At 55.3% G+C, this 26,202-nt stretch carries 12 protein-coding genes; 6 read left to right on the forward strand and 6 right to left on the reverse strand.

The annotated features are described in order from the left end of the window. Nucleotides 1-264: 264 nt before the first annotated feature. Complete coding sequence (locus VN12_RS12730; RefSeq protein ID WP_146677198.1) at nt 265-1,545, reverse strand: PQQ-binding-like beta-propeller repeat protein; 1,281 nt, start codon at nt 1,543-1,545, stop codon at nt 265-267. Between the two features lie 253 nt (nt 1,546-1,798). On the opposite strand from VN12_RS12730, the gene VN12_RS12735 reads away from it, so the two are divergent. From VN12_RS12735 to VN12_RS12745, 3 genes are all read left to right on the forward strand, one after another. Beyond that, on the forward strand, nt 1,799-4,348 hold the full coding sequence (locus tag VN12_RS12735; RefSeq protein WP_168164377.1) for a peptidase MA family metallohydrolase: 2,550 nt from the start codon (nt 1,799-1,801) through the stop codon (nt 4,346-4,348). Next, entirely contained in the window at nt 4,345-5,199 is an 855-nt protein-coding gene (locus tag VN12_RS12740) for a DUF4159 domain-containing protein (RefSeq protein ID WP_146677200.1), read from the forward strand. Before VN12_RS12735 ends, VN12_RS12740 begins: the two co-directional genes overlap by 4 nt. 96 nt (nt 5,200-5,295) lie before the next feature. Further along, nucleotides 5,296-6,294, forward strand: a complete 999-nt coding sequence (locus VN12_RS12745; RefSeq protein ID WP_409994257.1) for an AAA family ATPase — start codon at nt 5,296-5,298, stop codon at nt 6,292-6,294. 14 nt (nt 6,295-6,308) lie between these two features. On the opposite strand, the gene VN12_RS12750 is transcribed toward VN12_RS12745, so the two are convergent. The 3 genes from VN12_RS12750 to glgA all read right to left on the reverse strand — a co-directional run bounded on the left by VN12_RS12750 (nt 6,309) and on the right by glgA (nt 18,091). Continuing rightward, nucleotides 6,309-14,846 (reverse strand): cadherin domain-containing protein, encoded by an 8,538-nt coding sequence (locus VN12_RS12750; RefSeq protein WP_146677201.1) that lies wholly within the window; start codon nt 14,844-14,846, stop codon nt 6,309-6,311. Nucleotides 14,847-15,339: 493 nt separating this feature from the next. Next, nucleotides 15,340-16,572, reverse strand: a complete 1,233-nt coding sequence (locus VN12_RS12755) for a DUF4921 family protein (RefSeq protein WP_146677202.1) — start codon at nt 16,570-16,572, stop codon at nt 15,340-15,342. A gap of 28 nt (nt 16,573-16,600) precedes the next feature. Beyond that, nucleotides 16,601-18,091: a glycogen synthase GlgA gene (glgA, locus tag VN12_RS12760; RefSeq protein WP_146677203.1), complete on the reverse strand. Its 1,491-nt coding sequence runs from the start codon at nt 18,089-18,091 to the stop codon at nt 16,601-16,603. A gap of 292 nt (nt 18,092-18,383) precedes the next feature. Between glgA and VN12_RS12765 the strand changes: the two genes are divergently transcribed. Next, on the forward strand, nt 18,384-18,923 hold the full coding sequence (locus VN12_RS12765) for a DUF2617 family protein (RefSeq protein WP_168164378.1): 540 nt from the start codon (nt 18,384-18,386) through the stop codon (nt 18,921-18,923). On the opposite strand, the gene VN12_RS12770 is transcribed toward VN12_RS12765, so the two are convergent. Together VN12_RS12770 and VN12_RS12775 are read right to left on the reverse strand one after the other, a co-directional pair. Beyond that, on the reverse strand, nt 18,920-21,391 hold the full coding sequence (locus VN12_RS12770) for a serine/threonine-protein kinase (RefSeq protein ID WP_146677205.1): 2,472 nt from the start codon (nt 21,389-21,391) through the stop codon (nt 18,920-18,922). The genes VN12_RS12765 and VN12_RS12770 overlap by 4 nt on opposite strands. 132 nt (nt 21,392-21,523) lie before the next feature. After that, a complete protein-coding gene (locus VN12_RS12775; RefSeq protein ID WP_168164379.1) occupies nt 21,524-22,249 on the reverse strand; it encodes an RNA polymerase sigma factor in 726 nt (241 codons plus the stop codon). A 185-nt stretch (nt 22,250-22,434) separates the two neighbouring features. Between VN12_RS12775 and VN12_RS12780 the strand changes: the two genes are divergently transcribed. After that, nucleotides 22,435-23,289: a prephenate dehydrogenase gene (locus VN12_RS12780; protein WP_146677207.1), complete on the forward strand. Its 855-nt coding sequence runs from the start codon at nt 22,435-22,437 to the stop codon at nt 23,287-23,289. After that, a complete protein-coding gene (gene purL / locus VN12_RS12785; RefSeq protein WP_146677208.1) occupies nt 23,255-26,194 on the forward strand; it encodes a phosphoribosylformylglycinamidine synthase subunit PurL in 2,940 nt (979 codons plus the stop codon). Before VN12_RS12780 ends, purL begins: the two co-directional genes overlap by 35 nt. The last annotated feature ends 8 nt before the right edge of the window (nt 26,195-26,202 follow it).

Below are 26,202 nucleotides of genomic sequence, written 5' to 3' on the forward strand. Positions count from 1 at the left end.
GAGTTTCATCAAAGGTGGTGACGCTGGCCTGAGAAAGCCATGGGGAGCTCTGATTATGGCTTCCACTTATGAGGGTTACTAGGAGATCCTGCGACAAAATGCAATGCCAAGGTCATTTTCGAGGCCCGCAGGATCGCCCCAACGGGGGGAAAATCCAACCGAACGATCCAGTCGCGTCGATGTCGAGAGCAGCGTGGGATTATAGGCGGACAGCCGGTAGCGTCGAGTTCCTCCAGTGCGGTCTCAAGGAGCGGTTGCCCGCGACTAGGGTCGGATGCAATAAAGCATTTCGCGTCGCTCGCCATCGCCAGCTTCGGTGCAGCGGTAGTAAATGGCTCCACCGCTGAAAACCGGTGTCGCGAAGACTTCTCGACCCAACTGCATCTTCCCCAAACTTTCGAACCGCTTCGGATTGGCTCGGAACAAGAACGTTTCTCCCGCCTCATTGGTCGCATACACGAGATCGCCCACCAGGACCGGTGAAGCGGAAAAGGTCCCCCCCAATCGCTGCTTCCACAGCTCCTTTCCGGTTTCGCTGTCCCAAGCCATCGCGATGCCGGCGTCGAGGACCCCGTAAAGTATCCCATCCCGATGCAGCGGTGAGGGTACATAAAGCCGGTTGTCGTTCTCCCAGACCTTCGTCTTGGACCCGTCGGCCAACACGGCGGACATGTGGTTTCTGGGATAGCCTCCACTGGTGAAAACCCGCTTCCCATCGGTGACGGTCGAGGTGACGCATTCGGTCGTCGCCCCCTCGGTTTCCCAGAGGGTATCCCCGGTTCGAGGATCCAAGCTGGTGATCCGATCGCAGCCGGTCACCACGACTTGATCACGCCCCGCCGCTCGCAAAAGAATGGGAGAAGGATAGTTGGGCAGCTTCGGACGGTCGCGTTTCCAAACCAATTCCCCCGATGCTCGCTGATAAGCGGCGATGACACCCCCCGCTTTGTTGTCGGAGGAAACGATGACCAGATTCTGATAGAGCGCTGGAGAGGCCCCATAGCCTTGATGCTCCACGTAATCGCTTACCCGCACCTGCCAAGCGATGCCACCCTCTTGCTGAACCGCCGTCAACCAGATGGCGTCGCTGTTGGGCAATGCCACAAAAACGAGTTTTCCATCCGTCGCTGGGGTGGTGGAGGCCGACGTGGATCGCGCATTCTTTCGCATCCCCCCCGACGCATGGACTACCGTTTCATGCTGCCGCTGGCCCGTCTGACGATCCAAACAAACGAGCGTTTGTGCACCAGAATCCTCTTCGGACGTCACATAGAACAACTTGGGTCCTGATAAACAGACCGACCCATAACCGCGCCCCGAGATGGGGGACTTCCAAGCGATGTTCTTGGTTTCGTCCCACTCCCGTGGCGAGGACTGCGATGGATCCGAAGACCCGTCGCGAGCGGGACCACGCCACCAAGGCCAATCTCCCTTTGCCACCTCGATCCCATCTTGCACTCGCTCCGATTGGGCAACCGCCCCCTGCGATGCGAGCAATGAAAGGAGCAAAGTCGCGACGGGGAGGCATCGCAATGTAGATCTCATGGTCGACTCCGAAGCGGATGGTATTCAGATCGTGGAAAACTCGAAAACCCTGCGAATGCAGCGGTTGAAAAGGTATCCTAATGCAATCCCCACCGCAACGGTTGCGTATCCCCGAGACGAGTGAGAAGGATTCACCCCACCAAACAGTGGCTTTCAGCCTCCGCAGCCGTTAGGCTTAACCGGCAAATCGGCAACACAACGCCGGTGAATTCGATTCCAAACGAGGCTAGTTGTCGCAATGGGATTGCCTGGAATGGTACATGGGATCACCACTTGGATGGTCGCGGTCGGCTGCTTGTTCGCATGGATACCCACCGCACCGGCCCAATCCGTGTCGGACCAAGAGGCAGTGAAGGAAACCCTTCGAGTTGGGGACTACGATCGGTCGATCGCAATCGCCAAGGAGCAAGTCGAGAAGCGAGTCTGGAACGAAAAGTGGCCCGCGACCTTGATCGAAACCTACATGACCCTCGGCCGCTATGCCGATGCAGTTCCCGTCCTCGAGGACTCGCTGACTCGATTCGGCGACAGCCTCCGCATTCGCCTGCTCGCCATCCAAGTCTACCGGATGAACAATGAGAGTTCGAAGGCCAAAGAGCAATTTGAACTCATCGACACGATGGTCCAGCGCAGCCCTTGGCGCTACACGGGCTCGTCCGAGCTGGTTCCCCTCGGAGAATACTTTCTCCTGCGAGGAGAAGATCCCAAAACAGTTCTCAAGGCATGCTTTGATCAAGCCATCAAAGCGGATCCAGCCATGATCGACGCACACCTCGCCACCGCCCGCATGGCATTGAGTAAGAACGATGCGAAGGTGGCTTCGCAGTCGCTCGCCAAAGCGCTCAAACTCGACGAAAAATCTCCGGAAGTCCAGTATTTGCTCGCCAAAACATGGTCTTCGACAGAGCCGGAGCGAGCGACCAACCATTTGAAGGAATCTCTCGCGATCAATCCTCGCTACATTCCATCCCTCTTGATGGTCGCAGAAGAGAAGATGAACGAAGAGGCGTATGAAACGGCTCTCGAGGTGCTGGACGAAGTCGAAAAGGTTAACCCACGCCTCCCTGCGATGTGGGCCCTGCGCGCCGCGATCGCACACTTGCAGGGCCGGTACCCGGACGAGGGTAGCCATCGCACCAAAGCGTTCGAACCATGGGCTTTGAACCCGGAGGTCGATCACACCATCGGAAAACACTTGGCCATGCACTACCGGTTCTCCGAATCCGTGGATTACCAGCGCCGATCCCTTACGATGGACGCGCGCTACGTTCCCGCTCAAACACAACTCGCCCAGGACTTGTTGCGGCTCGGCAAAACGGACGACGGTTGGACTTGGGTGGATAAGGTCCGAACCGAAGACCCCTACGACGTCACCATCTTCAATCTAAAGCAGCTTCAGAAAGAGCTGGACCGTTTCGCGACGCTTGAGGCACCGGGATTCGTGATCCGCATGGACGCTCGGGAGGCGAAGATCTATGGCCAAGATGTCGTGACCATCTTGTCGGAAGCCAGAAAGGTCCTCACGGAGAAATACGCCGTCGAGCTGGAGGAACCTGTTTACGTGGAGATCTTTCCAAGGCAAAAAGATTTTGCGATTCGGACATTCGGTCTTCCTGGAGGTCAAGGTTTCTTAGGAGTTTGTTTCGGGCGGCTTATCACAGCCAATTCACCTGCGGCCCTTCAAGTCGATTCGAATTGGAAATCAGTCCTATGGCACGAATACTGCCACGTCGTCACGCTGCAGAAGACGAAGAACAAGATGCCGCGATGGCTCTCCGAAGGAATCTCTGTCTATGAAGAGAGACTGCGCGATAAGACTTGGGGCCAAAGCATGGATCCCAACTATCGAGAGATGATCCTGGGCGAAGATTTGGTCCCTCTGAGCAAACTGAGCAGCGCGTTCTTGAATGCAAAGTCTCCGATGCATGTCCAGTTTGCTTACTTCGAATCCTCGCTGGCTGTGCAGTTCTTGATCGAGACCTACGGCATGCCTGCGATGCTTCAGTTGCTGGATAATCTTGCTATCGGTATGCCCGCCGATGACGCTCTCCGACGAGCTCCGGGCAGCCTCGAAGCGCTCGATCAAGAGTTTGAGGCGTTTATTAAAAAGGAAGCAATGGCACTCGCTCCCCATGCTGACTGGAGCAAGCCGACCGGTGACGACAGGGCCGAGGTCGAGGCTTGGTACCAAGAGAATCCGAAGGCGTATTACAGCATCGAGCGAGCCGCTCGCGGCGCAATCCAGAATGAGAATTGGGAAGAAGCGTTGCAGCGAGCCAAAGAGTTGGAGGCATTATGGCCTGAAGATCCTAGGTCCGATGGATGCCATGCGATGCTGAGCCGAATCTACCGAGAGATGGGTGCGTTGGATGACGAACGCACCCATTTGATCCGATGGTTAGAGCGATCTTCGGATGCCCTGGACGCGTTGCTGCGGGTAAGTGAAATCGACTGGAAAGGTGGACGGGCCCTCGAGACATTGGAATGGTGCGAACGGATGCAAGCCGTTCAGCCACTGCGATTCGATGTCCAAGAACGACGCGCCCTATCCGCTGAAAAAGGCGAACGGTGGGACCTCGCCGAAGCAGCATGGAAAGCCTGTATGGAACTGGATCCGTTCGATATCGCTTGGATCGAATATCGAATTGCGGTCGCGCTGAAGAAGCAAGGCAAAATGGAAGAGGCCAGACGGCATTTGCTGTTGGCATTGGAGGAATCACCTCGGTTCACCGAAGCGCTGCGCATGCTCGTCTCGATGCAAACGAAACCAGAACCTGAGAAGAAGGAGGTGGAGGGAAGATGAGCTCAACGCAATCGTTTCGATGGATGGGGTTGGGTCTCGTTGTCCTCATCGGGACTGCGGGCGTCCTGTGGGCCGCAGGTCCTCAGTGGGGGCGCCGCCCGCGTGATTGGCGAGACGTCGGTAGGCAAGGTGTTCCTACTTGGGAGGTAGAACGTAAGTTTGCAAAAGATGTATTCACCTTTGTACGTATCCAATACGAATCAGGCGGGTATCGACGCCGAGGCGGCGGTTGGGCCACGGACTTTCGCGATAGTGAATTGAACTTCTCCCTGCGCCTGCAGCAGATGACAACGATCAAGGTGAATCCAGAGCCGATCGTATTGCAACTCACAGATCCCGCATTGTTCGACTACCCGTTCATTTACATCATTGAACCTGGCGCTCTGACGTTTTATTCTGAAGAAGTAATCGCTCTGAGAAAGTATCTTCTCAATGGCGGCTTTCTCATGGTCGATGACTTTTGGGGCGATGAGGAATACGACAATTTCTATCAGGAAATCAAGCGAGTCTTCCCGGATCGCGAACCGTTCGACGTTCCGCTGGAACACGAGATCTTTCACTGTGTTTATGACTTGAAGGAGAAGCCGCAGCTTCCTTCGATCAATGCCGCTTGGGCAGGACGAGACTCGGGAGTTATTTGGGAGCCGCGGTCTGGATCCGACACGAGCCATGCCAACTACCGAGCCATCACCGACGACAACGGACGGATCATGGTCTTCATTTGCCACAACACCGATCTCGGAGACGGTTGGGAACGCGAGGGGGAGGACCCTTGGTATTTCGAAGAGTTCTCCGTCAAAAAGGCTTACCCGTTAGGCATCAATATCGTCACCTATGCTATGACCCACTAATAGGCTCCCACGAAGACCGTGTTGCCCGTCTCGTACGGATACATGTCCCGTGTGGTATGATCGATCGCACCCATCTCTATCAGCAGGAACGCAACTTTGAGAAACATCACCATTGCACCCGAGGAAGAAGAAGCCGTCGTCTCCCAGATTCGCGAGGGGCGCGATCGCATCTACAGCGAACTTTCGAAGACCATCGTGGGGCAAATAGATGTTATTGAACAATTGCTGGTTTGCCTTTTTTCCGGCTCGCATTGTTTGATTACCGGAGCGCCAGGTTTAGCCAAAACACTGCTGGTGCGAAGCGTCGCGCAAGTCTTTCACTTGGACTTTCGACGCATTCAGTTCACACCGGACTTGATGCCTGCCGACATCACCGGGACGGAGATCCTGGAGGAAGTGGACGGACGCAGAACGTTGCAATTCGTCCCCGGTCCGGTCTTCGCCAATGTGATTCTGGCAGACGAAATCAACCGAACACCACCCAAGACGCAGGCGGCATTGCTCGAAGCGATGCAAGAACACCAAGTCACGGCTGCAGGAAAGCGCTACGGTTTGCCAGAACCCTTCTTTGTCCTGGCAACGCAGAACCCGATTGAAATGGAAGGAACCTACCCTCTCCCGGAGGCACAGCTCGATCGTTTCATGTTCAATGTCTTGATCGACTACCTCCCCTTTGAAGACGAATTGCAGGTCGTGCTCGACACGACAAGCCGCCGGAGCGAGCCGATCGAACCCCTCTTCAGCGGCGAAGATATTCTCAAATTCCATGAGATGGTCCGACGCATGCCGATCGCCAAAGAAGTCGCCGGTTATGCAGTGAAGCTCGTCGACGCGACTCGGCCCGGCCGGAGCGGGGCGCCCGATTTCGTCAATCAGTGGATCAGCTGGGGCGCCGGGCTTCGCGCCGCCCAAATGCTGGTCCTCGGTGCGAAAGCCCGAGCCCTCTTAGCCGGACGTTCGCATGTGTCCCAAGACGATATCCGCGCATTGATCCACCCCGTGCTCCGCCACCGCATTCTGCTCAGCTACAAAGCCGAAGCAGAAGGTGTTTCTATCGAAGACTGCATCGCACGAGTGGTTCGCGAAGTCGTCTAGGCACTTACAAATACCTATCGCCGCCCACGAAGCCTTCTCGTGCTATCGGTTGCATCGTCGTTCGCTAGACTAGCTGCGCCGATGTCATCCCAATGGCTGTAGAGGTAATCGAGCCCCGCAACCGAATTCGCGTCGGACACGCCATCCACTGCTTCCCCTTCCCCTTCTAACCCCGGTCCGAACCCGCTCGAATCGTTCAAGAAATTGACGACTTGCAACACGTCAAGCGGATCGAGCGTCCCGTCGTTATTAGGATCGATATAAGGCGCCGAGAAAGGTACCGGGCGAGGAAGGACACGGCTTCCCGTCTGATTGATCTCGTTCACGAGAACCAGAGCATCCAGGGGTGTGACCGATCCATCCGCATCAACGTCAAATGGATTTTGTCGATTGAAAAATGCCGAATCGACTTGCAGAGCGACCGTGGCGACGTTGCTCCACTCGTCTTGATTATCTCGAACTCGGTATTGGAACGCATCGGAGTAAATGAGTCCTACCAGTGGATTGCTCGATGGCGTGTATTCCATTCTGCCATCGGCCAAGATCTGAACCGATCCACGTGCGGGCAATCCTACGATCTCAATGGTCGATGGTTCGATTTGTCCATCGGGATCAAGGTCGTTCGATAGGACATTCAACGTCATCGCCAACCCAATCGTGGTGCGCCCCGCATCATTCGACGCTTGCGGTGGCAATTCAACGAGGTCGGTCAAGTCGACTCGAATCAATCGATCGAACTGCAACCCATCGCTATCGGTAGTTTGAACCCGCAATACATAACCGCTGCGGGCTTCAAAGTTCATGCGAGCATTGGTGCGCAATTCGTTCCCAGCGATCGCAAAACTGCTATCGCTCGCATCTCCGTCGATGCTCAGAATGGAGTAACTAAAAGTTTCACCCAAGTCAGGGTCGGTAGTCGCGAAGGTGCCAACCAGCGTTCCAACAGACACGTTTTCATCGATAAGAGTGTTGCTGAGACTCAAGGCCGTCGGAGATTCCGCGACATCGGTGATCACGATTTCAAACGGGACTTCCGTGTAGAGACCTTGCGGATCGACAGCACGAACCACCACGCTGTAGGAGGATTGGACTTCGAAATTGGCTTCGCCGATCAACCTCAATTGATTGCCGAGAATTTCAAATGCGTCGTTGTTCCCTGCACCTGCAGGGAGCGCAAACTCAATCGGACTTCCATCGGGCTCGACTGCGGTGAGTAGCCCAATCAGGCGGCCGGTAGTCGGACCTTCCGCAATCGTCGTATTCGACAACTGAAGATTGGAAGGAGTTTCATTTTCGTTGACCACACCGATGGAGAAGGACTGCTCGACAAATCCTCCTCTTTCGTCGGTCGCACGAAGGCGTACCTGCAACGTTGACGATCCCTCGAAATCAGTCGTCTGGGCCAATACCAATCGATCTCCCACAATCTCAAATCGGCTGTTGTCCAAACTTCCTTCACCGGCGACCAACGTAAATCGAATCGGAACGACAAACGCGTCCGGGTCATCGGTGCTGAGCAAACCGATCTCGGTCGGAGGAACATTGTTCTCGACGGTCGTCGACTGACTCAAGAAGATACGTGTGGGAGCTTCGTTGATGTCCAGCACCTGCAAAACGATGGTCTGATCGACAAACAAGCTGGATGAATCCATCGCGCGAACCGTGATTGCGATGGTACCCGACGTCGCTGCCAACGATTCGAAATCCAAGAGTTCACTGGCGAACAATTGATCTCCGAGGATGTAAAGCCCGTTGTTATCGCTACCGAGCAATGAGTAGGTAAAGGTCTCGCCCCGATCCGAGTCGGTAGCCGTGAAAATACCGATCGGCGTGTCGATCGGGAAGTTCTCAGGGAGGGAACCGCGATTGAACGAGATCGATGTCGGCGCTTCGTCCATATCCGTGATCGAAATCGTATAGATTTGAGTAAGCTCGTTGCCAGCGGCGTCGCGAGCCGTCACTCCGATAACGAACGAGTCGGTCGACTCAAAATCGGTTGAAGGCAGTATGCGGAGTTCATTTCCCACAATGCCGAAGAACGAAGCGTCGGCAAACCCGTCGGGAAGAGAGTACTCGATCGGGAGCCCGTCCGGATCCGTCGCGGATAAGAGTCCCACCAGCCGGTTCGAATCGGGACTCTCTGGTAGCGTGTCGTTCGAGAGCGTTAACCCGTAGGGCAGCTCTTCCACGTTTTGAACGCGAATCACAAAGGCTTGCTCCACGAACAATCCTCCGAGATCCTCGCCCCTCAACCGTATGGAATACTCGCCCTGCGATTCAAAATCGGGAGCCGTGATGAGGTGCAGGTTCCCTGCGACGATCTCGAAGCGACCATTGTCGCTATCCCCTATCCCCGAAGCCAACGACCAGTTCAACAGATCGTTTGCATCGGGATCATCGTGAGAAAGGGGGCCGAAATCCCAAGGAATCGACACGTTCTCATACACCCAATCGCTGGAGAGGGTGATCGTCGTGGGTGCTTCGTTCACGTCGTTTACGGTAATCGTGAATGTCGCGGTGGGGCCGTCTCCCGATCGGTCGATAGCTTGGATCGCAATCGTGTAAAGGCTCTTGCCTTCATGGTTAAACGATCCGACAGCCATCAATTGATCACCGGAAATAGCAAAGTCTGCAGCGTCTCCAAACCCGACTACCAACTCAAACCGGGCGGGATCGTTCAAGTCTTCATCTGTCGAAAGAATCCGTCCGATCACGCTCCCACTCGGACTATTCTCATCCAGGCTGGAACGGGTCAGGGTCGGTGCCGTCGGTGCTTCGTTGACGTCTTGAATCAAAATGGTAAACGTCTGCTCCACCTGCATTCCACCTGCATCGCGGGCCGCAACCCGAATGGTGTGAATCGGAGACGTTTCGAAATCGAATGGATCCCGAGCGAACAGTTCATTCCCGCGAATGTCAAAGAGAGTATTGCTAAGGTCGCCTGCACCCGAAACAAGCTCGAAGGCCAATGTGTCGCCAACATCCGGATCGCTTGCGTTCAATTGCCCAATCAAACTTAGAGACGGCGCATTCTCGGGCAGAGTGTTTGCGCTCAAGGTCAATGAGTTTGGTGACTCGTTCACATCGACGATACTGACAACAAATGGACGTTCGATAGAGAGCCCGTCCTTATCTGTAGAACGAACGCGAAGCTGATAGCTTTGTTTCGTTTCAAAGTCAGGCACGAATAACGAACGAACGGAATCACCGATGATAGCGAACCGAGCATTGTCATCGCTTCCGTCCCCGGTCACGAAGGAGTAGGTGAACGATTCGTTTCGATCCGAGTCTGTCGTACTCAAAGAACCAATAACTGCACCCAAGTCCGCATTCTCGGCCAATGCTGTTGGGGAGAAGCTTAATGAGAGGGGTGTTTCTGGAATATCGCTTACCCGAAGAATGAAAGCACCCTCGACGGATAGTCCACCCGCATCGGTCACACGGGCGCGAATCGAATAGGTCTCTTTCGATTCAAAGTCCGCTGGTGAAAGAATGGTCAAAACACCGCCCGCCGTCGCGGAGAACAAACTGTTGTCCTCACTCCCCACACCGGATACCAGCGAAAATGCCAAGGTATCTGGATTATCGGGATCGAGCACGACGAACTGGCCGACAGGCGTGGACGACGGGGAATTCTCACTGAGAGAATAGGTCAAATCCAGCGAATAGGGCGACTCATTGACATTCGTGACACGGAGAACAAACTCACCTTCACGCGATAGTCCTGCGCTGTCCTGGACTCGTGCACGGATGGAATACGACGAACGGGATTCATAATCAAACGAAGTACCGGGCTTCGTTCTGAGAGCTCCGCTCGCGATAATCTCAAACAAACTGTTATCGGCGTCCCCGGATCCGGTTGCGAACGAATAAGTTAAGGTATCCCCGACGTCTGGATCGGACGCTGTCAGTATTCCGATCGGATACGAAGAACCTGCGTTTTCTGGGAATTGATTACTGCTTAGCACGAGGGAGGTGGGGGCCTCTGGTGCATCGGCGACGAGGACCGCAAAAATCTTTTCCAAGCGTTCCCCCGACGCATCCACGCTGGCGACTCGAATGGAATAACTGCTCCGGGACTCGAAGTTAAAGATCGCGGCAGCACGCAGCTCATTTCCAACGATGCTGAAAAGCGCATTGTCGGTCGCACCGGTTCCAGACGCGAAGGAATAAACAAACGTATCACCGCTGTCGGGATCAAACGTGTTGAACGTACCGATCGCCGTGCCAACAGGTGCATTTTCCGCAATGACATTGGCAGACAATCCGATATCGCTCGGCGGATCATTGACGTCGCGAACGCGAATGGTCAGCGGGATGGAATAGGACAAACCTCCCAAGTCGGTCGAGCGAACTTGAACCACGTACTCGGTCTTCGACTCAAAGTCAAAGACACCCGCCGTACGTATCTCGTTACCGACAATGCTGAATTGCATGTTATCCGGAAACGAGGCGGTTCCGAACAAAGAATAGGTAAAACGATCACCAACATCCGGATCGGTTGTCGAAAGCGCGCCAACCGCCGTTCCCATGGGGCGAAATTCATCGACCGTGTCATTCGACAATTCCAACAACGTGGGATTTTCGTTAACGTTCAATGTACCGATGACGAAGTTCCGGTCGACGCTCAATCCCCCTGCATCGGTCGCGCGGACGCGGATCGCCATCCGTTTGTTGGTTTCAAAGTCAAACGACTCCGCCGCCAGAAGTTGCTGTCCAACAATGGTGAAGCGATGATTGTCGTCGCTGCCATCCCCTCCCACCAACGCATATTGGATCACGTTATTTTCAGCATCGGTGGCGCTCAAACTGCCGACAATCGTCCCAGTGGGTTGGTTCTCGAAAATCTGAGTATTGGTGATCTGAATCGCTTGCGGTGCTTCGTTAACATTCGTCGCAATGATCACAAAAGAACGTTCGATGTTCAATCCCGCGATATCCGTGGCTCGAATTCGAATGCTGTAAAACGACCTCGCTTCGAAATCGAGAGAGACGATCGCCTCTAACGTATTTCCTGTGACGCGAAACAGACTATTGTCTCCCGAACCGCTACCTGCAACCAATCGATACGTTACCACGTCCCCCGCGTCTGGATCATTGGTGCTTAACGTGCCGACGAATCGGGGTGCCGGTTCGTTTTCTGCAAGGATATTATTGCTGAGAGAGATCGTCGAAGCCGATTCGTTGACATCGATGACCGCGATAACAAAGTCCTTCTCGATATACAAACCTCCCGAATCTGTGCTTCGAACTCGAATCGAGTAGCTGTTCTTGGTTTCAAAGTCAAACGCCGCGCCGGTGCGCAACGTGTTCCCAACAATGGTAAACCTCGCATTGTCGACACCTCCTGCAACCAAGCTGTAGACAAACGTATCGCGCGTGTTCAGGTCCTGTGTACTGAACAACCCAACGGTCGTTCCGATTGGACGATTTTCCGGGACGCTCGCGTTGCTCAAGAACAGGTTCGTCGGAGCAAAATTCTCATTGACAACACCAAACAGCAACCCATTGATCGGATTGACAGATCCCGTCACGTTGCGAACGCCGTTGCTTGGGATGGTGTAGTCAAACGTGCCACTCAACTCCAACTGCAATGGTGTTGTCCCACCCGGCACGTCCACACCGACATACCCATCTCCATTGGTTCGTTTACCAATTTCGTTGCCACCGAAATTCAACGACCAAGCTTCGATGATCCCTTCATCCGCCCCAAACGTATCAAAGACCTCAAGCCGCCATGTTCCCTTCGCATCGCTACCATCGACCGCCGTCAAACTTGACTCCGGTCGATAACGCCCCGTGTAAGGGAATGTGCCCGATCCGATCGTCACGGTTGCTTCATCATCGAAAATCGTATTGATGTAGCCATCCTGACTCGATCCTTGCTGGTTTGCCAAGAGGACGCGAGCGCCGGTCGGCGACACGAGCGTCACGATCATGTCCCCCATCCAACTATGCGTGATGCGGACCGAGACGTTCAAGTCTTGAATGGTAAAGCTCTCTGGCACCTCGATCGTCGAAACAGAGGTTTCCAAATCCAGAACCGGGACGGGTGTGGATTGAAAATACGATGGCTCAAAGCGTCGATTTGCGTTGGTATCGGCATAAATGAGCAGTCCTTCCTGAGGAAGCTCGTTGGCATCCATTACTCCATCGAGATTACGATCATTGAAAGCGCGCGCGTAAGCCCTCGAGTTCTTTTGATAACCGAAATCCAATCCTTGAAAATTGCTCGTCTCATCGACCAAAGTGACGGTGTAGTTGTTGCCCGCAGGCGCAACCAATTGCCAACCTGGTGAACTGCTTCGGATGCGATGGGTACCGATAGGCAGAGTCCCAAAGTAATAGGCTCCCGTCGCATCCACAAAGGCCTGTGTCTCCCCCGCATTGAACGTGCCGGAATCGTTCGCATCGACATAAGCAAACGCGCCGAGATCCACGCCGGTATCGAACGGACCTCTCGCCAAATCGCGAGCAAAGTCCTCGTAGATTTTGCCTGCAACATCAGCCAACGTTGCGGTACCCGTGAATTGGATGACAAAGGAGCCTTCATCGGAATCGTTCGATGAAATGATCGCCGAGTCGAGAAAGTTACCTCCGGCAGTCGGAGCAAAGGCAATCGTGATATTGGTGGATTCCCCAATCCCCAAACTGCTGTCACCAAATGTCGAGACAATCGAAAAGGGAGCAGGAACATTGAGGTTCGTTAGCTGGAGTGGCGAGGTTCCTTGATTGCGAATTCGGAACGTCTTCGAGACAGACTGGCCTACAAACAACGAACCAAAAGGTACGGTCGCTCCGGAGGAGAACTCCACCATCGAGTCCACGACGGAAATCTCCGGCTTTCCAACACCCGCCACGGCAGTGAATGCGTTGAGGCGACCTTGACCATACTCGGGATGGAATCCGGTCTGGATATCGTAAACCACTCCCCCGATCAAATCGGTCGTGTTGCGGAGATAAGTCTTCAACTGGGCAGGACTCAAGTCGACATTGAGGACCTCGGCCTGAGCCAACACCAAAGCAGCGATGCCGGTAGCAAGAGGAGTGGCTGAGGATGTACCCCCGAACCCGGTCGCGCCCGTCCCTGTGTAATCACCCGCGGCATAGCCTGCTGCCCCGGTTCGATCCGTCGTCTGGATCGCCAAATATCCGGCTCGAGTGTCATTGCTCGGGGTGACAAAGTCGGTCCCGAAGCCGTAGTTGCTGTAGTTGGAACGCATCCCTTGATTGTTCGTCGCTCCCACCGCGACCACCCCGGTGTTCACGAGCGATTGGTTGGCGGGGTAACTGATCACGGAGCTGTAGTCATTTCCGGTCGCAAAGAAATACGCAGCCCCCTTACCACCTCGACCGTTTACCACTCCCCAGGCCAAAGCCGAGTTAATCGCATTGCTAACCGAGCCACCCCCCCAAGAATTATTCACGATGTCGGAATGAACGGCTCCATAACGCAAGGCATTGGCGATGTTGGCATCGTTCGCCACGCTACTTCCGTCGAACATTCGAATACTGATCGCAGAGGATTTGTACGAAGCTCCCGCCACACCTTCGCTGTTATCCCCTCGAGCCGCCGCGACACCTGCGACCGAGGTTCCGTGCGCATCTCCTGGATTTTGAGGTTGGGATTGATTGGTATTGAATACAAAGTTCCAACCATTGACGTCGTCGACGTAACCATTGCCATCGTTGTCGATCCCATCCCCCGCGACTTCACCCGGGTTCACCCAAGCCCGAATGTCTTGGTGGGATGCCTGCACCCCATCATCGATCACACCGATCACCAGATTGGAGGAGCCGCCCGCATTGATATCCCATGCCTCGACGACATCGGAATCGGCGTCGATCAAACTGCCCCCTTGTCCAATGTTGTGCAAGTGCCACTGCTCACCGAGCAACGGGTCGTTAGGCATATAGAACTTCTGCCAATTTTGATAGAAGTTCGGAGAGACCCAAGCGACTTCGGGTTCCGCTAGCAGCGCGTTGGCTTGCTGAAGCGTCTTCACTCCCAAACTATCTTTCACCTTGAGCACGTACTGGTCTGTCGTGCCGAACATCTGGCTGTATGACTCGAACTGAGGCTTGTCGCTGAGGAAGCTCTCAACCGTCTGATCCGGTTTGAGCCCAACGATGATCTCGTCGAGAAGAACCATTTCGGTCTGTCCAGAAACGAACACCGGTGTGGTATATTCGATTTCCCCAAGGGATTGGAGCTGTTCAATGGTCGATGGATGGATCGACGCACTCGACTCGTAGACTTGGAGCTGGCCGTTCACGCCTCGGGACCATTCCAATTGTCCTTGAAGAAGCGAATCGGGGCGGTTGGGCGTTTCCAGCGCCACCGCAATTTTGTTGGGATGGATTTCTAAGGGAACAATCTCTTTGCCGGCGACATAGTACAAGGCCCCTTCTCCCTCACCCTGCATTCCCGATGGTATCTGCATCGAGGAGAAAGCATTCCAAGGTAAGTCAGCCGCTAAGAGCTGCCGGAGTTCAAGCCTTTCCAGTACTGGGCGGAGACGTACGTTCTTCCCAACAGTGCGAAACTTCATGACGTGTAAGCCTTCGTTGTAGTGTGTGCCGAATTCGCTGGACGTAGCGAATGTAGCGGTTGTCGCATCCGACCAATCCTAAATGGATTTAGGCATTTCCGGTGGTTTCTGCGAAGGCTTTTTAAGAAAAAAATGAGCAAAACAGCAAGATATCGGGGGCTATTCTTGCCCAGCGTGCATGGCCTGTTGAGCCGCTCTCCCAGGCCAGTGAGAGGGAAAAAAGGCCCGGGGGGATTCTCGCGATGCTATGACTACTGCACCCATGCGCTGCGCGGGCTCGCGAGAGTATTTATAACGCGGGATCCGATCGAGTAGATCGAATACCGCAAGTCGCACCCGTCTGGACGACGTGCAAAACAATAAGATGCACAAAAACCATCCAATGATCGTTTTGGCACAAACAAATCATACCCGACTTCTGGAATCCACCTGCGGTAGTGGAAGTACGCCCATGAGCGCGCCATCCATTCAAGAAGAGCCTATCCGTGGGGCTTTAGGATCTACAAAATTCCCCAGTGGTGGGCAAGTGACTGCGAAGGATCGAGGCAGCCAGTTCGGGTTTCGTCGTGTTGATAAAGCAATCCGAGCCCCATTCAAAGCCAGCAACCTTGCTCAGTCGTGGAATGACTCGCAATCGCCAGTGATGCGCGTTTCGGTCAGGGCGGTGGAAGGGAGCCGTTTGTAAAACGTAGTTGTAAGCGGCGTAAGGCTGTGCCGATTCGAGGGCAGCTAAACATGCCTTCAAGACCTTCGCCAGATCTTTCAACTCGTTCTCAGCAACTTCGTCAAAGTGGCAGCGGTGCTTTTTGGGAATGATCGAAAAGGCAAACGGGAAACGGGACGCGAAGGGACAGAATGCTACGAAGGATTCCGACTCCAAGACAATCCTTTCTTGCGCTCGAAGCTCTTCGCTTTGCAGTTGGCAGATGTAGCATTGATCGTAGCGATGCCGATACTCGGTCAATCGTCGATGCATGCGTTCGACATCGCTCGGAACAAAATCGAGCCCCATCAATTGGCTATGCGTATGGGATAAGGACGCTCCGGCATCCGCTCCGTAATTCTTGAAGACCACCGCATACTGGAGTCCGCGTTGCGAACGCCAATGTGCCAATCTCAATCGATAGGCCTGCAGAACCAATTCGACTTGATCCAGCGGCAGCGAGGTGATGCTATCGATGTGGTTGGGTGATTCGATAATGACTTCATGAGTCCCCGATACACACTGGCGCCGGAAAAAGGTATTGGGTTCGCTCATCTCCAAGGTGCTGACAACTTGCTGGAGCACTTCCTCGCCTGCCATCGTTCCATGGCGATTTGCATTGAGGTGGTTTCCGTTGTCTCGATGGTAGGAGCCGGAATGATTGTGATGGCCGGCGCCGTCCGATCCTCCACAGTTGTCAATTCGGGTTTCCGGTGAAGAGCGATTGATTGCAGGAAACTTGTTCGGAACGACCCGCACCTTCCAATGATCCAACGCGCCCTGAAACTCTCTCTGGATCTCCTCTCGAATCAGTGGCCGAGTCTGTTCATGATCGCCCGCGGGAAGCACCAGAGTCGGTTCGGGGGTTTCTCGTTCGGAACCGGAACAGAAGGGGCAAGAGTGCAAACCGCTAAGGGTCGCGCAAGGCTTCATATGGGGGCGAAACTCGTTCGGCCTCTCCTCGCGGTTGGGAGCAAAAATCACCCATCGATCCGCCAGCCAGTCGTAGCGTGTTTCGTGCATGGGTGGGGTGACTCCCGGATGAGTTGTTCTAGAGTCTGCCTTCGATCGCTGCTTGTTCGCGGGCGCGACTATAGACAGATTCGTAAAATGATGCGCTCGTGGACCACGACCAATCTTGCTGCATCCCTCGTGTGACCAGTCTACCCCATTGATTGCAATCTTGCGAATAGATATTCAAGGCTCTCCAGACGCATTCTGTAATTCCGTGCAAGGAATAATCACGGAAGGCGAACCCGGTCGCCCGATCCGCAGACTCCGCGTCGCCAGCCAAGTCGGCGACTGTGTCGTTTAGTCCCCCCGTGGCGTGGACAATGGGAACGGTTCCGTACCGCAAGCTATAGAGCTGGTTCAAGCCGCACGGTTCATAGCGGCTCGGCATGAGAAACATGTCCGCGCCAGCTTCGATTTTGTGGGCCAAAGGCTCGGAAAACTCCAGACGAACCGCCACCTTGTCCGGGTACCTGGCTGCCAATTGCGAAAGCGCGGTGGCGAATCGATGCTCTCCATTCCCCAAAATAATCCACTGGGCGGGCATCTGTTCGACCGAGCCCTCCATCAGCGGCTTGACCAAATCCCACCCCTTTTGCTCGGCCAAGCGTCCGATCAACCCAATCACGGGCTTGGTCGGATCGGCCGGTAGACCCATCATATGCTGTAGGTCGGACTTGCAAACCGTTTTGCCATCCCGCCAGTTTTCGACGCCAAAGTTCTGGGCAATATGGCTGTCATGCCTCGGGTCCCATACATTGTAATCGACCCCGTTCACGATCCCCAACAGCCGGGATTGCTTGGCTCGCAGTACCCCATCCAATCCGCACCCATGCTCGGGCGTTTGGATCTCTTGCGCGTAACTGGGGCTCACCGTGGTGACAAAATCCGCAAAGGAAATCCCCGTCTTTAAGAAATTCAAATCGCCATAGAACTCCATCTGCTGCCAGTTGAAGAATTGCCAGTCCATGCCGGTCAAATTCATGTCATGACTCCAAAACCTGCCTTGATAGGCCAGATTGTGGATCGTCATCACCGACGCCGCATGCTGATACCAACGCTTGCCGCCAAACCCGGTTCGTACGTAAGCGGGCAGCAATCCTGCTTGCCAGTCGTGCGCGTGCAGAACATCGACGTGCATCTGAAGCCGTTCAATCGCTTCGACAACCGTTCGACAAAAGAAAGCGAATCGCTCTGCGTTATCCCGATAGTCACCATGCTCGTCGCCATACAAGTGCTCGCGATCAAAGTAATGCGGCTGATCGACGAAGTAGACATCGGCTGCACCCTCGTGCATGGTCGTCTTCAGAATCCGCGCGGCCACTTGCTTTCCAGCCATGTCAACCACAAACGAAACATGCGTATCCTCCATCGGTTGCCCCGAGTGGATCGCGCGACGATACCCTGGCAAGAACAAAGAACAACGATGCCCCCGAGCTGCCAAATGCTTGGGCAACGCGCCGCAAACATCCGCCAAACCACCGGTCTTTGCGAAAGGAACCGCTTCGGAAGCGGCTAGTACAATGTGCATTCTCGTGGTCTCTCAAGGAAGGATTGGCAACCAGGTGCATTGGAGGGTCGCATGATAACATAACTTTTCTCAACTTCGAGCCACCCAGCAACGCCCCCTCTCCCTGTCAAGGGGACACAGCATCGGAAAGAGTCAAGAGCACCTCTTGCACCATGGAGTTTTGACATCAATCCGACCCTAGCAATTTCTTTAGTCAGAATGTTGCAAAGTTGATCTTGGTTGCCTCATAATCACGCCACTATAATCGCGACCCTCACGATTGCTTCTCCCACTCATCCCCCAAAGGTCCGCTGTGCTTTCGATCCGACCGACTATCGCAGAACACGCACTGTATGTTTACGGACGATCGATCCACCCAGAGCTTTTTCAGATCTACAAAACGAAACACATCCAACGCTCGAACTACTCTGCTCGAATCGATATCACAGGTGACGGACATGTGATCACCTTTGTCTGCGGGCATCTGGTGATCTCCGAAGTCCTCTGCTCCTGCCAGCAGCTCCTGCCTCAACGACGTCGTATCATCTCCTCTCCGCTTCGGTCGAAGTTCTACCAAGAAGTCGATCGAAACGCCGTCATTCGTTACACCACGGAATGCGAACGGGAATCGGTGTCGCCCGATATGTTTTGGATGGTACAAACCCAATTGCAGCGATCCGAGTGCGACCAAGAGCTTCTTCAAACCTTCGATTCCAGCGGTCGCATCGCCTACGGCGCGGTCAGCTATCTCCATGTCGAAGAACGCGAAAACCAAATGCTCGTTCAAGCCTTCCACACCTTCCCGGACGATCATACGATCTTGAAGGCCGTCTCGACCTTCCAAGCCCTCTAGCGAATAAGCTCCAGGATGAGGGGCAAATCGGGACCCCGGACCGCCGCTTGAATCGCATAAGCGTCTTCACCATCCGCGCCGCGCAGTCGAAACACCACACGCTTGGGAATAGGGGCAGCCACACTCGCAACCCCTTCGACCCAATGGTTCGACGCTATCCCTAGGACGCCCGGGCCGCTTGCACCGTCTACGAGCAAGCTCGCATGTTGCCACCCGCGTTCGGTCCATTCCAAAGCAATCGCATCGGGCTTTTCCACCTCCACCGCCGCCACCCAATCGCTGCCGATCGTAAAGTCGATCTCTCCTTTCCCTCCCGATGGCTGGGTGAGCCTGCTCCCCAAATAGGACTCGATCTGCCGATTCGGTACCACCTTCCCTTCGCCCACACCCAACAATGCAAGACTCGGGGCCCTCGGCGTCTTGAGCAATCGGTGCACCCAAGTTTGCTGGTACTGCCAACATCGAACCTGAACTCGTTCCTGCCCCAACTCCTGAACTGCCACGCCGCTGAGAGGAGCAAGCCGCGCGCGAAGAGCTTCTAGCAACAACTCTTTTCCTGCCACGGCCTTCTCCAATGCGGCGTCCCGATCGGTTCGCGGATCGGACTGCTCAAGCTTCCCGACCACCCGATAAACGACTTGAGCGGGATAAAGTCCAAACGAGAACCCGACGAGTCCCGCGATCGCCATGACCGCTCCGATCGACTCCATCGCGACCACCAATTGAGCGTTTCGTGTATCTCGCAAAAAGATCCGTGTCGTCGCACCGAATCCGGTCGGTTGCGAATCCATGATCGCGGACTTTCGAAATAGCCAAGTGCGTCCCCAGATCCCTAACGGGATCCCGATTACAGCGCAGGGGGTACAGGGAAGCATCGAAGCGACCAATCCCACATGCCCCGCTTCGTCGACTCCCGAAAAGGCATGAACGATTCCACAAATCAACTGCGTCAAGATAATGGGACCAAACACCACGCTCAACAAAATCGCAGCCAGCCATCCCATCGATCCGGTTGAATAGAGAACCAGGAGAATGGCCAAGAAACCGCTGTTGAGAATCCCCAAAAAGAGGAGGCCAAAGGAAAGGAGCAAGTTCTGAGGGGCAAGACTCCTAGGCGAAACATCTCGTTGCACCGTCTCGGGTGCGATCTCCTGAGCCGACTCAAGAACGCGAACAGCAAGCTCTTGATTGGATCGCTTGACTTTCACCTCGATCCTCCCAGATTCGGAACCAGGGAACTCCTGCAAGGCAGAGATGGAGTCCCCCACCAGCTTCAGCCTCCCTGAAAAAATCCCCTGCTTGTATTCCAGGCGAGTGATGCGTCCCCACGGCACGAGAATGGAATGAACCCGCGACTTGATCGTTCCAAAAATTGCATCTCGCACTTGGTATTCGATGAAGATCCCTTTGGAGATGCATTGCAACGATCCGAGCACTTTCGCAAATCCGGCCATGTCTTCTCGCTCAATTGGGACACTGACCGCAGGTACCAAGGTGGGCTCTAGTTCAGGCAAATCCCGCTCCTCCGAGCGCGAACCCTGCACGACAGAACCGATGGCATTTCGAAACTCGTCTGCGGACTGGAAACGAGCGCTGGGACGACGCGATAGGGCTCGCATCACCACACGATCCATTTCACGAGGCACCATGGTATTGAGCTGGCTCGGGGACTCGAAATTGCCAACGGGCAGTTTTCCTGTCAGCAGCTCGTAGAACACGACACCGAGCGAATAGATATCGACGCGATGATCGACTTCCCCAGGTGATTCTATTTGTTCAGGAGCCAAATAGTGAAGCGTCCCGAGAACTTGCTGAGTCGCCGTGATTCGGGGTGCCGAGCGGGGATCGTTCCATTTTGCGATCCCGAAGTCGGCGACCTTTAAAGTCCCATCATCCCCGAGCAGAATGTTTTCCGGTTTGATATCGCGGTGAATCACTCCGCGCTGGTGCGCGTAATGCAATGCTTCGCAGAGCGTCCGCATCATGTTGGATGCTTCTTCGACGCTGAACTCCATCGAGCTCATGGCTTCCCGCAGATTGAGCCCCACCACAAACTCCATCACCAGGTACGCCATCGCATCGGAGGTCCGGCCAAAATCGTAAATGGCCACGATATTCGGATGAGATAGCTTCGCGAGGACCTTGGCCTCTCGCTCAAAGCGTTCGACAAAGGACTGGTCGGCCGAGATCTTCGCGTCGATGATCTTCAACGCGACATCTCGGTCGAGTGTTGTTTGCCTGGCTTGGTAAATGCTCCCCATGCCTCCGCGGCCGATCACTCGCTTCAGCTGATACTGAGGAAAACTCTTTTGCAGTCCCTCCAACTCGTCGGTGGAAACGATGGGTACCGGGAACAAGCGTTTCACCCCGCTCGATTCGGCATGCAACAGACATCGAGAGCAGTCCGAACCTTGGACCAACGGAGAGCCGCATCGCGAACACGCAACCGATTCAAGCTGGAAAGCCATAACCTATCCACCCCAAGCCGTGAACAAATGGAAAAACGAGACGTCGTACCACCACATTTCCGACATGCCTTGCCACCGGTTACAGCATCGATCTAAAAACTGTCAAGATTCTTCAGCCCGTACAATGCGTGGCTAGCCACGGGGGAGCGTCGAACGGGAAGCAACGGCGGATGCGAGAAAGGCGATCTCCTCATCCAACGACTCGAGATCGTCGATCGTTTCGGCGACCACCTCGCGAAGCGTGGCACCGAATCGATGTTTGAGCCGGTGCATCGCTACCTTCGCCGCCGAAGCCGAAATGCCGAGAGTCTCCCCCAGTCGTTGGTACAAATTCGCGTTCATCTCGGAAGTCAAATGGCCTCGAAGCGACTGGAATACCGAGAGTCGGTCGTTGTCGATGTACTCGGCCTGCAGTCGCTGCATGGCGTTCTCGACGACTTGATCGGCCCACCTCGTAAAGAACACCGCATCCGACACGGGAAGCGAGCCGCCATCGCCTTCGACCAACGCCATCTCCATCGATTCGTCGAACGAGCGTTGCGCGACATGCCCCCCTCGCTTTTCCCTCGTGGCGAACCGGTGGCGGTCGATCAAATACTGCTTCCAAGCGTGAAGAAGAAAGGCGCGGAACCGCCCTCGCGAGGGGTCCGCCCGCTGGAGCAACCCACCTTCGAGCATTTCTTCCACGAACCCTTGCGTTGCATCTTCAGCATCCTCCGCCCCGAGTCCCCTTTGCCTGGCGTAGTGGTAGAGGGGCCCCCAGTACTTTTGGACCAACTGTCCAAAATGAGTGCGCGGCGTTCCTCTCTGCTCCTTGGCCGCTTGAAACACGGCTGTCCAGTGGGTTGTCGTAAACATGGATTCCATCCTACCAAATGCCGCCCGACGGTTGACTCCGAATCGCCAAATGTTCCGGCTGCCCTGTTCGCAAGTCGAACGGCGGACTGTAGACTACCATCCCTTCAAGACTACTCGACCCCCTTCCTGACGACTCGACCAGGCGATCTCTCGACGTCGTCTTCATCGTGGCTTTGAACGCATCTATGGTTTGGCAGCGAGTTTGTATCATCGGAGTCGGCCTGTTGGGTGGATCCATCGGCCTGGCGCTCAAGCGAAAGCGGCTCGCGAAGCAAGTCGTCGGGGTCGGTCGTTCGATTTCTCGTTTGGATACAGCTCTCCAACGGGGCGCCATCGATGTCGCCACCGACGATATCCTCGCAGGAGCTCGCGACGCCGATCTCATCATCGCTTGCACTCCAGTCCAATCGATTGTCGACTCCCTCGCCGTCGCCGCCTCGGTCGCCCAGCCGAATGCGATCTTGACCGATGTCGGGAGCACCAAACAAAGCATCATCCGGGGCGCGATCGGTCGGCTCCCCGCTTCGCAGTATATCGGCAGCCATCCCATTGCGGGCGGCCACCATAGCGGGGTCGAACACGCCGTCGGAACGCTGCTCGATGGCGCCCTCGTGGTCATCACCCCGACCGAGCATACGCCGCAAGATCTCACCGACCGCATGACCCGTTTTTGGGAGTCGATGGGCTCTCGCACTTGCATTCTCACCCCCCAAGAGCACGACGAAGCACTCGCGATTTCCAGCCATTTACCCCATATGGTCGCTTCCGCCCTCGCGGGAACGACCCCTTCGCACATGCTGCAATTCGTCGGAAAAGGCTGGATGGATTCGACTCGGATCGCCGCCAGCAACCCCCAGCTCTGGCGGCAGATCTTAGAAGAAAACCACGCTCCAGCCTTACAAGCCTTGAAGAACTTTGCCACAATCTGCCAAACATGGATCGAGGCACTCGAACAAGGGGACTTCGACCGTGTGGAATCACTACTCGAAGCAGGAAAAGCAACCCGTGACGCTGTGGCAAGTCGACATCTATCCGGCTGATGGTCAGCCTGACTCTCTCGGAGCCTCCGCCGCCAAGGCCGCTTGCGAACTCGGTATCTCGAACGACTTGATCGTCCACGGGGCCTACGGCTTCCTCATCCAAGGCTCCGTAGAACTCGCCGGAGTTCAACAAGTCGCCAGAGACCTCCTCTCCGACCCCATCGCCCAACGCTCCATCGCGGCCCCAATCGGCGACGCCAGCCTGTCCGTACCCCCGACGTCCAATGGGCAAGCGACTCTTGTCTACGCCCTGCCAAAGCCCGGCGTCATGGACCCGGTCGCTCAAAGCACACTCCAGTTGCTCCGCGATATCGGACTAGATATCGACGAAGTCCGTACGTTTCGCAAATACTGGATCGGCACCCGATCAGGCTCCGTCGACCGATCCGTTGTGGAACGCTTGTGCCAAAAAGTCCTGGCCAATGATTCGATCGAGCAAGTCAACGTGGGACCGTTGCGATTGACCGAACTGGCCGTCGGATCGGTTTACAGCTTCAAAAAAGTCATCGTTCCTATCTCGAATCTCGATGATGCCGCCTTGATGAAGCTCAGCAAGGAAGGGCAACTTTACTTCACCCTCCCTGAGTTCAAGACGATCCAAGCCCACTTCGCGACCCTCGGACGCGAGCCTTCGGATATCGAACTGGAAACCATCGCTCAAACTTGGAGCGAACACTGCAGCCACAAAACACTCGGCGGAAAAATCGAATACACCGACGAAAATGGAACCCGGCAATTCCAGTCGATGCTCAAGGAAACGATCTTCGCTGCAACGGTTCAAATTCGCAAAGAACTCGGCGATCTAGATTGGTGCGTCAGCGTGTTCAAGGATAACGCAGGCGTTGTGACCTTCGACGACGACGATTGCGTCGTCTTCAAAGTCGAGACGCACAACCACCCTTCGGCCATCGAACCTTATGGCGGTGCCAACACCGGACTCGGCGGGGTCATTCGCGATCCGCTCGGGACAGGCCTTGGAGCAAAACCGGTTTGCAGCACCGACGTCTTCTGCTTCGCCAATCCGGATTACGACCCTGCCAAGCTTCCTCCGGGAGTCCTCCATCCGCGAAGGGTGATGTCCGGAGTCGTCTCGGGAGTTCGAGATTACGGCAACCGCATGGGAATCCCCACGGTCAACGGTGCCGTTTACTTCGATGATCGATACCTGGGAAACCCGCTCGTCTACTGCGGTAATGTCGGTATTATCCCTCGAAACAAAGTCGAAAAGCACGCGCTGCCAGGCGACCGGATTGTTGCCATCGGCGGTCGAACCGGACGGGATGGTATCCACGGAGCGACTTTCAGTAGCGTCGAATTGACCGAAGAAAGCGAATCGATTTCCGGAGGGGCTGTCCAAATCGGAAATGCGATCACCGAGAAAATGGTCCTCGATGTCCTTCTCGCAGCACGCGATGAAGGTCTCTACAGCGCGGTGACCGATTGCGGCGCAGGTGGATTCAGCAGCGCCATCGGCGAAATGGGTGAGGACATCGGTGCAGAGGTTTGGTTAGAACAAGCTCCCCTCAAATACGAAGGCCTCAGCTACACCGAGATTTGGATCAGCGAAGCGCAAGAGCGAATGATCCTCGCAGTCCCACCCGAGAAGATCGATCGCTTGAAAGCCCTCTGTGCCAGCGAAGGGGTCGAAGCAGCAGTACTCGGCGTCTACACGCCGACCGGAAATCTTCGATTGATGTATCGGGGAGAAGAAGTCGGCTGCTTGAGCATGGAGTTCCTCCACGGAGGTCGCCCCCCCATCGTTCGGCAAGCAGTCTACCAACCTTCGAGCATCGCCCCTCTATCGCTGCCGAACCTCTCGCGCGAAACGATCGAATCGACTCTCCTGGACATCCTTTCGCACCCCACCGTCGCGAGCAAACATTGGATTATCCGGCAATACGATCACGAGGTCCAAGCCGGTAGCGTGGTGAAACCGCTCGTCGGTCCATCCTGCAACGGACCGAGCGATGCCGCTGTCGTCAAGCCGAAGCTCCATAGCTCCAAAGGTATCGTTCTCGCGTGCGGAATGAACCCCACCCTCGGGGATTTCGATCCCTACCACATGGCGACTTCTGCCATGGACGAAGCAGTTCGCAACGCCGTCGCCGTTGGTGCCGATCCTTCGAAACTGGCTGTTCTGGATAACTTCTGCTGGGGCAATACCGAAAAGCCGGAGACTCTCGGAACACTCGTCCGCGCTGCCATCGCGTGCCACGACCTAGCGGTTCAGTGGAAGACTCCCTTCATCAGCGGTAAGGATAGTCTCAACAACGAGTTCTCCTTTACCGACGAATCGGGTATCAAAAAGACGATTGCCATCCCGTGCTCGCTCCTCATCAGCGCTATGGGACAGATCGAGAATTGCCAACAAGCCATCACGATGGACTTGAAAAAAGTCGGAAACGCCATCTACCTCGTCGGCGTCACGCGCGAGGAACTCGCCGGTTCTCAGGTGGCGCGATCCCTCGGGCTAGAGGGCGGTAAAGTTCCCGAGGTGGATGCGGTGCTCGCGATGCGACTCTACCAAGGAATCCACCAAGCGATTCGAAACAAACAAATCGTCTCTTGCCACGACTTGAGCGAAGGTGGATTGGCGGTCTCGCTCGCGGAAATGGCATTCGCAGGGGAACTCGGTGTCTCCACCGATCTCACCGCGATGCGACAAGCCTGTTTTGTGAGTGTGGAAACGGCATTGTTCTCCGAATCCAACAGCCGATTGCTGTGCGAAGTTCCCGAGGATTGCACCGCTGCTTTCGAATCCGCCTTCGAAGGCCTGCCCGTTTATCGACTGGGAACCGTCGAACCGCATGATCGGGTCACCGTATCGTCCGACGGAAAAACACTCCTCGATCTCCCTTGGAAACAGCTTCGGGACCGATGGCTCGCGCCACTCGATTGGCAATAGCACGCGAG

It is taken from the genome of Pirellula sp. SH-Sr6A, from assembly GCF_001610875.1.
Taxonomy (GTDB): domain Bacteria; phylum Planctomycetota; class Planctomycetia; order Pirellulales; family Pirellulaceae; genus JBKCUI01.